This window comes from Roseospira visakhapatnamensis (genome assembly GCF_014197915.1).
GTDB lineage: Bacteria > Pseudomonadota > Alphaproteobacteria > Rhodospirillales > Rhodospirillaceae > Rhodospira > Rhodospira visakhapatnamensis.
The window spans coordinates 1-8,870 of sequence record NZ_JACIGK010000057.1 but is presented as its reverse complement, the minus strand read 5'-3'; the positions used below and the strand labels follow the sequence as shown (position 1 = coordinate 8,870).

The window sequence follows — 8,870 nt, the reverse complement described above, 5'->3', positions numbered from 1 at the left end:
GCCGCGATTTGCTCTTCAAGCCACCTCACCCAGAGGGTGAATCACATCCCGTGTCCCGTGTCCAAGCCTTTCAGCTCAAAATGAGAACTGCTGGCGCGCCGAACCGGGCGGGTCCGGCGGTCAGGCCGCCTTCCACTTGATGGAACAGCCCATGGACGCGATCTGGTCCTGGGGTCCCTGGCCGGTCTCGGCGACGGCGCTCATGGCATCGAACAGCTCGCGGCGCACGTCTGGCGCCGCCGGCTGCTTGCCAGACGAGTCGAGGCGGCCCCGGTACTGCAAGCCCAGGTCGGCGTCGAAGCCGAAGAAGTCGGGCGTGCAGACCGCCCCGTAGGCGCGCGCCACGTCCTGGCTCGCGTCGTGCAGATACGGGAAGCGGAACCCGTGCTCCCGGGCGAACCGCGTCATGTTGTCGAAGGAGTCCTCGGGATACTGCTCGGGGTCGTTGGCGCTGATGGCGGCGACGCCGATGCCCCGGTCCATCAGGGCATGAGCATCGCGGGCCAGTCGGTCCACCACGGCCTTCACATAGGGGCAGTGGTTGCAGATGAAGACGATCAGCGTTCCCTTGGGTCCGCGAATGTCGTCCAGGGCGTAGGTCTTGCCGTCGGTGGCCGGCAACGAGAAGTCCGGGGCGGTCCACCCGAAGTCGCAGATGGGAGTATGAACGGCCATGTCGCGGGAGTCCTCCGTGGTTGGTCCTGGATGTGAGGTCGGTCCTTGGGGGGGATCGGGCCGACATCGCGGCGCCCGACACCGGACGCGCTGTCTTCCCCCGCGTTCTGCTATGGGGAGGGTTGCCGCCGGATTCAACGATCCTTAACCGCCGGCCGGCAGAATGAACGGCGGAGTCCGTGTCCCCGTGTGCCCGGGACCAGAGGCCCCATGGACCCCGCGAGCCAGGACGGCCCACGGGCCAGGACAGAACGCGGCCCCGCGGGCACGGCGGCCGGCAAGCAAGGCAGACGGTCATGGACGCACCACGGCATACGGCGGATCCCTCACCGGCCGCCCGGCCGGCTTTTTCCTGGCCGTCGGCGGCCCCGACGCGCGCCGCCGGCCGTCGTCACCGTCTCGGCATGGCCGCCCTCCTGGTCATGCTGGGTGGCTGCGACACCATGTACGACGTCGCCGTGCACCCGGTGACCCTGGGGGCGGCGGCCGTGAGCGTGGCCACCGTGGTCGTCACGGACAAGACGGTGCCCGACCATGTGGTCTCGCTGGTCACCGGGCACGACTGCTCCCTCGTGCGCTACTCGACCGGCGGCTACTACTGCGTCCAGCCGCTGCCCGCCAACACCCCGGTGGAGACCCGGCTGTACTGCTACCGGTCCATCGGCAGCATCACCTGCTACGATAACAAGCTGCCAGGCGAGGACAACCGTATGGTGATCGATCCCCGCCATGTGGTGAGTTCCCGGACCCTCGCGGGTCCCATGGCGGGTCCGCTGCCGGGCCAACGGTAAGGCCCGCCATCCGGGTCCGAAACAAAACGCCGCCGCATGCCGGAAAGCGCTCGACAGGATCGCCGACTCGACAGAAGATGTCCGGCGCCGGTTGGCCCGATGCCCCCGGCCCGGCGACCCCGCCGGGGGATCCCGGGACGGGCTCGGTCGCATGGCCGCCACGTCACGGCGGCGACGGCATGGCCGACCCGGTCGGCGGGTGCGGCGCACGACGGGCCGTATCGGCCGGTCGCGCGGTGGTCGACCGCTCGGCGGCGTGTCTTGCCGGATGGCACAAGGCGGGTGAGGGCCGATGTCGAAGATCGTACGTTTCCTGGACTATCGGCGCGGCGCCTCGTTCGTTCACTTCACCCGGTCCGAGATGAACTCCCTCCTGTCCCTCTACAGCCGCCAGGTCATGCGGGGCGAGTGGCGTGACTACGCCATCGACCAGCAGGATGGGGTGGCCCGCTTCGCGGTCTTCCGCAGCACCCACGAACGGCCCCTGTTCGTCATCAGCAAGCATGTCCGTGGGCAGGTACGGCAAGGCATGACACCCAGCCATCACTATGCGGTCCAGGACACGACCCGAAAGCTGGCCCAGGCCGGCAGTCTGGTGGAGGTGCTGCAGGTGCTGGACCCGCCCATGCGTCTGGTGCGCGGCTGACGACGGCCGCCCGCGTCCCGCTGTCGCGCCATCCCCCCTCCCATCCCCGACCGCCGATCGACGAGACGAGCCATTCATCATGATATCGGACTCCCTGCGCGTCGCCGAAGCCTTGCTGCCGCTGCTCCGGTCCGCCCTGGGTGGGGTGGAGTTGCACCGGACCGCCGACAGCGTCGGCCTGATGCTCAAGGGGACCCTGTTCGGGATCATCTCGGACGGCCTGCTGATGTTCCGCGTGGACGCGCGCACCCGGGGCGACTACGACGCCGCCGAGCGCGCGGCGCTCGCCCGGGATGACGACGATGACGACGCAGGAGGCGCGGCGGGCCCGGATCCCTTCGGACCTCCGGGCGGTGGCGCCCTGGCCACGACCAGCTTCCGCCGCGTGCCGGCCTTCGTGCTCGATGACGAGGACACCCTGGCCGACTGGGGCCGCAAGGCATGGGAAGCCGCCAAGCGCGGCCACGCGGCCGCGCGGACGCCATGACCGATGCCCCCGCCGTGCTGCTGGACGGCCCGGCCGACGGACCGCGCTTCCTGTTCGCCCATGGCGCCGGCGCCCCGATGGACTCCGACTGGATGGCGGCGGTCGGCCATGGACTGGCCGAGGCCGGGATCCGCGTGGCGCGCTTCGAGTTTCCCTTCATGGCGCGGCGGCGGCGCGACGGCACCCGCCGCCCGCCGGACCGTGAACCCGTGCTGCTGGACACCTGGCGCCGGGTGCTGGCCGCCCAGGGTCCGGCGGACGGGGTGGTCATCGGCGGCAAGTCCCTCGGCGGGCGGGTGGCCGCGCTGCTGGCCGACGAGGCCGGGGTCGCCGGTCTGGTCTGCCTGGGCTACCCCGTGCATCCGCAGGGCAAGCCGGACCGCTCCCGGGCCGCGCCCCTTCGGGACATCAAGACGCCCACGCTGATCTGCCAGGGTACCCGCGACCCGCTGGGCCCCCGCGAGACGGCGGCCGCGCTCTCCCTGTCGCCCGCCGTCCGCCTGGTCTGGCTGGAGGACGGCGACCACGGGTTCAAGCCGCGCCGGGCCTCCGGTCGCACCGAGAGCCAGGCCATCGCCGAGGCGGTGGCGGCCACGGCCGCCTTCATCCGCGCCTGCGCCCGCGCGGGCGCGTGACCCGCCATCCGCGCGGGTGGTCTCTCTTTTCCCGGCGCCAAGGGTGTGTCACAAGAGCGGTGGGCAGATTTGCCCTCCCCTGCGAACCCCGGTCCGGGTCCGCCCCCACAGGATGACCCCATGCCGTCGAGATCGTCACCGTCCGCCCCCCCCCTGATCGTCCTGCCCGCCCGCATGGCCTCGACGCGGCTGCCGGGCAAGCCACTCGCCGACATCCGGGGGCGGCCGATGATCGCCCATGTCATCGAGCGCGCCCTGGCCGCCCACGCCGGCCCGGTCGTGGTCGCCTGCTGCGAGGCCGAGGTGGCCCGAGTCGCCGCCCGCGCCGGCGCCCGCACGGTGATGACCGACCCCGACCTGCCCTCCGGATCGGACCGGGTGTGGGCGGCGGCCCAGGCTGTGGACCCCCAGGGGCGCCATGACCTGGTGGTCAATGTCCAGGCCGACCTTCCCACCCTGGATCCGGTCCTGATCCGCGACGCCATCGCCCCGCTGGCCGACCCCGCCGTGGACATCTCCACGCTTGTCGCGCGCATCAGCGACCCGGACGAACTCGCCGATCCCAGCGTGGTCAAGGCCGTGATTGGCCTGGCCCCGGGTCGCCGGATGGGGCGGGCCCTCTACTTCAGCCGCGCCCCGGTCCCCGGCGGCGAGGGACCGCACTATCATCACATCGGCCTGTACGTGTACCGCCGCGAGGCCCTGCACACCTTCGTCGGCCTCGAACCCGGTGTCCTGGAGCGGCGCGAGAGACTGGAGCAGTTGCGCGCCCTGGAGAACCACATGCGCATCGACGCCATGTTGGTGGACACCGTGCCGCTGGGCGTGGACACCCCGGCCGACCTGGACAAGGCCCGCGCCCTGCTGGCCGGCGCCGCGCCGGCGTGACCCCGCTCCCCGAGCGCCCCCTCGGACGGACGGGACGCATGGTCTCGGTCCTGGGGCTCGGCTGCGCCAGCTACTGGGCCAAGCGCCGCTTCGCCGAGGCCGACGCCCGGGCCGTCCTGGCCACCGCCCTGGACGGCGGGATCACCGTGCTGGACACCGGCGCCTCCTATGCGCACGGCCACGCGGAGCGGCGACTGGGGCGCCTGCTGCGGGACCTGGGCGCGGACCCCGACACCCTGCTGATCGGCACCAAGGCCGGCACGGTGGCCGATGCGCGCGGGCGTCTCGGCAAGGACTTCAGCCCCGCCGCCGTCACCACCCAGGTCGAGGGCAGCCTGCGCGCCCTGGCCCTGGAGCGCCTGCCCTTGCTGCAATTGCACGGACCGGAGCCCGCCGACCTGACCGACGACCTGCGCGCGACGCTGGACCGGCTGCGCGCGGCGGGCAAGGTGGACCTGCTGGGCATCAACGGCTTCGCCCCGGTCATGCGCCATGCGGTCGGCCGGGCGCCGTTCGACGTGCTGATGCCCTTTCTGTCGGTGCTGGACCCGGGGACCCGGCCGCTGGTCGCCGCCGCGACCGACGCCGGCCAGGGGGTTCTGGTGGCCGGCCCGCTGGCGCGCATGGCCTTCGCGCCGCCGCTGGGCCACTGGCTCACCCGGCCGAGCGGCCTGTGGTACCTGGCCCGCGCGCTCCGCCACGGACCGACTCCCCTGTGGCGCGCCCGACGGTTGCGCCCGGCGCTGCGGGCCGAGGGCTGGACGCCGGCCGAACTGGCCATGGCCTGGGTGCTGGAGCAACCGGGCGTGGCCTGCGCCGTGTTCGGCACCACGCGGCCCGCGCACCTTGCGGCGCTGACCACCGGCGCCGCCCGCCCGTTGCCCGACGCCGCGCGCGCCGCGATCGCCCGCGTGCATGCAGGAGCGCCCTGATCGCGCTCGCCGGGATCCACCGACCCTTGACCAGGGGTTGTCCGGACCGCTACCGTTTTCTCCTGACCTTCAGGTGCTTGCGCGGAACGCCGAGACGAAGGACCCATGGCTCCCATGACCCACCGCATCGATCTGGCCGCCCGGCGGCGTGCCGCCTGGGGCTCCTGGAGCCGCCGGCGCACCGTGCGCAAGCCGATGGTGACCAGTGCCGGCGGCGGGGTGGTCGTCGCCCAGCACCCGGCGGCGGCGGAGGCCGGCGCCCGCGTGCTGGCCGAGGGGGGCAACGCGGTGGACGCGGCCATCGCCGCCGGGCTGTGTCTGGGGGTCGTCGAACCCTGGATGAGCGGCCCGGGCGGCGGCGGCCTGATGCTGGCGCACATGGCGGGCCAGGACACCCCCGGGGGCGCGACCGAGGCCCGGACGATCGTGATCGACGGCGCCATGGTGGCGCCGGCCGCGCTGGATCCGGCCCGCTATCCGGTGATGCCCGGCACCGCCGACGGCGACCTGTTCGGCTGGCCGGCGGTGGCGGAGGCCCGCAACCTGATGGGGGGCGCGGCGGTGGCCGTGCCCGGGCTCATCGATCTGTACCGGGTGGCCCTGGAGACCCTGGGCACCCGCCCCTGGGCCGACCTGGTGGCGCCGGCCATCGCCCTGGCCGACCAGGGACTGCTGCTGGACGCGCCCGCCGCCCAGTGCATCGCCGCCGAGGCCCCCGCCCTGGAGCGTTTCGCCGCCTCCGTCGCCGCGTTCCTGCCCGAGGGCCGGCCGTTCCTGGATGCCCGCGCCGGACGCCGCCTGCCCCAAACCGTCCTGGCGGGCACGCTGCGGCGGCTGGCGGCGGAGGGCCCCCGCGCCTTCTACGAGGGCGCGCCCGCCGAGGCCCTGGTGCGCGCGACCCGGGCCACCGGCGGCAGCCTGTCCCGGCGGGACCTGGCCGGCTACCGCGCCCAGGTGCGCGTGCCGCAAACCGCCGACTATCGCGGCACAACGGTGGTGGTGGCGCCGGAATTGAACGGCGGCCCGTCGGTGCTGCTGGCGCTGGAGGCCCTGGCCACGCTCTGCTGTGGCGGCAGCCAGCCGCCCGGTCCCGAGACCTACCGCGCCTATGCCGAGGCCCTGCGGCTGGCGTTCGTCGACCGGCTGACCCGGATGGGCGATTGCCACGGCCGGCGCGGCCTGCCGTCCGACGCCGCGCGGGAGTCCTGCACCTCGCATGTGTCCGTGGCCGATGGCGACGGCAACCTGGTGGCCCTGACACAGACCCTGCTGTCGGTGTTCGGGTCCCGGCTGGTGGCGCCGGAGGCGGGAGTGCTGCTGAACAACGGCCTCTACTGGTTCGATCCACGTCTCGGCCGCCCCAACGCCATGGCGCCGGGCAAGCGGCCGCTGTGCAACTACGCGCCCGCGCTGGTGCTCACCCACGGCGGCGGTCTGGCCGTGGGGGCGGCCGGCGGCCGGCGCACCATCGGCGCGGTCACGCAGTTGATCTCGTTCCTGATCGACCACGGCATGGACCTGGAGGAGGCCATTCACCAGCCGCGCATCGACGTCAGCGATCCCGACCGGGTGACCGCCGACGCGCGCCTGTGCCTGGAAACCCTGGAGGCCCTGGCCGGCGAGACCGGGACGCTGGACATCCAGCCGCCCGAGCCCTTCCCCACGCCGTTCGCCATCCCCGGCCTCGCGCAGCGGAAGGCGGGCCGGTCGCTGGGCGCGGCCGACCCCCTGCACCCCTGGGCCGAGGCCGTGCGCTCCGACGAGGCCAGCCGCTAACACCCCTGCCCCCGGACCATCCGGCGGATCGGTGGCAGGGGGCGGGCTATTCGGCCGCGCGCCGGGTCAGGTCGGCGCGATACTCGGCGCCCAGCGCGGCATAGTGCGCCGCCTGCGCCGGCCAGCCGGCGGTGTCCTCGGCGCCGAGCGCCCGCTTCAGCCTGGCCGGGCTGCCGGCCCACAACTCGCCGGCCGGCACCCGCTTGCCGGGCGTGACCATGGCCCCGGCGGCGATCATGGCGCCGCCCTCCACCACGGATCCGTCCATGATCGTGGAGCCCATGCCCACGAAACAGCCGGACTCCAGGGTGCAGGCGTGGATCAGCGCCTTGTGGCCGATGGTGATGCCGTCGCCGATGTAGGTGCCGAAGGTGCCCTTGCTGACGTGCACCACGGTGCCGTCCTGGATGTTGGTCTCGACGCCGATGCGGATCTCGTGCACGTCGCCCCGGACGACGCAGCCGAACCAGACGCTCGTGCGCGCGCCGATGACCACGTCGCCGATGATCACGGCGCCGGGGGCGATGAAGGCGTCCTCGGCGATGGTCGGCCAGACGCCGCGATAGGGCAGAATGATGGGGCTCATGGGAACGCGCCCTTTCGATCAGGGGAACAGGGGGGCCTGGTCCAGTCCGGCGGCCTCGGGCAGGCCCATCATCACGTTCATGTTCTGGATGGCCTGGCCGGAGGCGCCCTTGACCAGGTTGTCGATCACCGTGACCAGGATCGCCCGCCCGGGCAGGCGGTCGTCGACGCCGCCGATCAGGCACAGGTTGGAGCCGCGCACATGCCGGGTGTGCGGCAGCGTGCCCGGGGGCAGCACCTTGACGAAAGGCTCGCCGGCGAAGCGCTCGCCCAGGCGCGCCAGCAGGTCGGCGGCCTTGACGCCCTCGCACGGGCGCACATAGAGCGTGCACAGGATGCCCCGGTTCATGGGCACCAGGTGCGGCGTGAAGTTGACCAGCACCGGACGCCCGGCGGCCCGGGACAGGCCCTGCTCGATCTCCGGTGCATGGCGGTGGCTGGCCACCGAGTAGGCATGGATGCCCTCGGACACCTCGGTATGCAAGGCGCCTTCCTTGGGCGCGCGGCCGGCGCCGCTGACTCCCGACTTGGCGTCGATGATGATGTCGTCGACGTCGATCAGGCCGGCCTCGATCAACGGCATCAGCGCCAGTTGCGGCCCGGTGGGATAGCACCCCGGGTTGGCGACCAGACGCGCCCGCGACACCCGCTCCCGCGCCAGTTCGGTGAGGCCGTAGACGGCGGTCTTCTGCAACTCCGGCGCCTTGTGCGGGCCACCATACCATTGCGCGTAGACCGCCGTGTCCTCCAGCCGGAAGTCGGCCGACAGGTCCACCACGCGCAGGCGCTCCGGCAGGGCCTCGATCACCGCCTGGGTGGTGGCATGCGGCAGGGCACAGAACACCAGATCCACGCCCGACCAGTCGGTCACGTCCTCGATCGCCACCAGATCGGGCAGATGCAGATGCGCGAGATGCGGGAACACCGCCGCCAGGGGCTGGCCCGCGCGGCGATCGGCGGTCAGAACCACGACGTCGGTGTTGGGATGGCCGTGCAGCAGGCGCACCAGTTCGGCGCCGGTGTAGCCGCTGGCGCCCAGGATGGCGATCCGGATCGGGTCCGTCATGGTCATGCATCCTCGTGGTCGGTCGTCCCGCATGTGGCGACGGCGTCGGGCGGGCCATGCCTGACGGCGGGTATCGCGGCACACGATCGCGAGACGGGGGTGCTCGTTCGATCCGGACGACGGGCCGCGGACCGCGCCCTCAACCGGTCCCCAGGCCGGCGCGCGGCCGGGCTCGGCGCGACAGCATGCCCGATCGGGCGCCGGGGCTCAAGGCACCGTGCCGCGTCTGTATGGGTTCAGGCTGCCTGAGACTCTGGAGAAGGCTCTTTGGATTGAGCATCCTGAAGGTACTCAAGCGGAGTGAGGCCGTTCAAGGCGCGATGAGGCCGGTATGAATTGTACGTGTTCACGGCTTTGGTGAGTTCGTGGCGCATGGCACCGATGGTGTC

At 72.8% G+C, this 8,870-nt stretch carries 11 protein-coding genes; 7 read left to right on the top strand and 4 right to left on the bottom strand.

Annotated features, from left to right (window positions below; genetic code table 11):
* Positions 1 to 120: 120 nt before the first annotated feature.
* Positions 121 to 675 carry a thioredoxin family protein gene (locus GGD89_RS18925; RefSeq protein WP_184048897.1) on the bottom strand — a complete coding sequence of 185 codons (555 nt, stop codon included), beginning with the start codon at positions 673 to 675 and terminating at the stop codon, positions 121 to 123.
* A 404-nt stretch (positions 676 to 1,079) separates the two neighbouring features.
* On the opposite strand from GGD89_RS18925, the gene GGD89_RS18920 reads away from it, so the two are divergent.
* From GGD89_RS18920 to GGD89_RS18890, 7 genes are all read left to right on the top strand, one after another.
* Positions 1,080 to 1,466, top strand: a complete 387-nt coding sequence (locus tag GGD89_RS18920) for a hypothetical protein (protein ID WP_184048895.1) — start codon at positions 1,080 to 1,082, stop codon at positions 1,464 to 1,466.
* Between the two features lie 292 nt (positions 1,467 to 1,758).
* Positions 1,759 to 2,112 (top strand): DUF2794 domain-containing protein, encoded by a 354-nt coding sequence (locus tag GGD89_RS18915; protein WP_184048893.1) that lies wholly within the window; start codon positions 1,759 to 1,761, stop codon positions 2,110 to 2,112.
* A gap of 79 nt (positions 2,113 to 2,191) precedes the next feature.
* Positions 2,192 to 2,599: a TfoX/Sxy family protein gene (locus tag GGD89_RS18910; protein WP_184048891.1), complete on the top strand. Its 408-nt coding sequence runs from the start codon at positions 2,192 to 2,194 to the stop codon at positions 2,597 to 2,599.
* Positions 2,596 to 3,234 carry an alpha/beta family hydrolase gene (locus GGD89_RS18905; RefSeq protein WP_184048890.1) on the top strand — a complete coding sequence of 213 codons (639 nt, stop codon included), beginning with the start codon at positions 2,596 to 2,598 and terminating at the stop codon, positions 3,232 to 3,234. The genes GGD89_RS18910 and GGD89_RS18905 overlap by 4 nt, the downstream gene beginning before the upstream one ends.
* 120 nt (positions 3,235 to 3,354) lie before the next feature.
* Complete coding sequence (locus GGD89_RS18900; protein WP_184048889.1) at positions 3,355 to 4,122, top strand: 3-deoxy-manno-octulosonate cytidylyltransferase; 768 nt, start codon at positions 3,355 to 3,357, stop codon at positions 4,120 to 4,122.
* 38 nt (positions 4,123 to 4,160) lie between these two features.
* Positions 4,161 to 5,054 carry an aldo/keto reductase gene (locus tag GGD89_RS18895; RefSeq protein WP_184048888.1) on the top strand — a complete coding sequence of 298 codons (894 nt, stop codon included), beginning with the start codon at positions 4,161 to 4,163 and terminating at the stop codon, positions 5,052 to 5,054.
* 114 nt (positions 5,055 to 5,168) lie between these two features.
* Positions 5,169 to 6,830 carry a gamma-glutamyltransferase family protein gene (locus GGD89_RS18890; protein ID WP_184048887.1) on the top strand — a complete coding sequence of 554 codons (1,662 nt, stop codon included), beginning with the start codon at positions 5,169 to 5,171 and terminating at the stop codon, positions 6,828 to 6,830.
* Positions 6,831 to 6,876: 46 nt separating this feature from the next.
* Here the strand turns inward: GGD89_RS18890 and GGD89_RS18885 are convergent, their stop codons facing one another.
* The 3 genes from GGD89_RS18885 to GGD89_RS20740 all read right to left on the bottom strand — a co-directional run bounded on the left by GGD89_RS18885 (position 6,877) and on the right by GGD89_RS20740 (position 8,855).
* A complete protein-coding gene (locus GGD89_RS18885; RefSeq protein WP_184048886.1) occupies positions 6,877 to 7,416 on the bottom strand; it encodes a gamma carbonic anhydrase family protein in 540 nt (179 codons plus the stop codon).
* 18 nt (positions 7,417 to 7,434) lie between these two features.
* A complete protein-coding gene (gene argC, locus GGD89_RS18880; protein ID WP_184048885.1) occupies positions 7,435 to 8,481 on the bottom strand; it encodes an N-acetyl-gamma-glutamyl-phosphate reductase in 1,047 nt (348 codons plus the stop codon).
* A gap of 236 nt (positions 8,482 to 8,717) precedes the next feature.
* Positions 8,718 to 8,855, bottom strand: coding sequence for a hypothetical protein (locus GGD89_RS20740; RefSeq protein WP_425503061.1), 138 nt, complete (start codon positions 8,853 to 8,855; stop codon positions 8,718 to 8,720).
* Positions 8,856 to 8,870 lie beyond the last annotated feature (15 nt).

Coding starts and splice junctions, on each gene's coding strand:
- GGD89_RS18925 (WP_184048897.1), bottom strand. CDS start 675: ATGGCCGTTCATACTCCCATCTGCGACTTCGGGTGGACCGCCCCGGAC.
- GGD89_RS18920 (WP_184048895.1), top strand. CDS start 1,080: ATGGCCGCCCTCCTGGTCATGCTGGGTGGCTGCGACACCATGTACGAC.
- GGD89_RS18915 (WP_184048893.1), top strand. CDS start 1,759: ATGTCGAAGATCGTACGTTTCCTGGACTATCGGCGCGGCGCCTCGTTC.
- GGD89_RS18910 (WP_184048891.1), top strand. CDS start 2,192: ATGATATCGGACTCCCTGCGCGTCGCCGAAGCCTTGCTGCCGCTGCTC.
- GGD89_RS18905 (WP_184048890.1), top strand. CDS start 2,596: ATGACCGATGCCCCCGCCGTGCTGCTGGACGGCCCGGCCGACGGACCG.
- GGD89_RS18900 (WP_184048889.1), top strand. CDS start 3,355: ATGCCGTCGAGATCGTCACCGTCCGCCCCCCCCCTGATCGTCCTGCCC.
- GGD89_RS18895 (WP_184048888.1), top strand. CDS start 4,161: ATGGTCTCGGTCCTGGGGCTCGGCTGCGCCAGCTACTGGGCCAAGCGC.
- GGD89_RS18890 (WP_184048887.1), top strand. CDS start 5,169: ATGACCCACCGCATCGATCTGGCCGCCCGGCGGCGTGCCGCCTGGGGC.
- GGD89_RS18885 (WP_184048886.1), bottom strand. CDS start 7,416: ATGAGCCCCATCATTCTGCCCTATCGCGGCGTCTGGCCGACCATCGCC.
- argC (WP_184048885.1), bottom strand. CDS start 8,481: ATGACGGACCCGATCCGGATCGCCATCCTGGGCGCCAGCGGCTACACC.
- GGD89_RS20740 (WP_425503061.1), bottom strand. CDS start 8,855: ATGCGCCACGAACTCACCAAAGCCGTGAACACGTACAATTCATACCGG.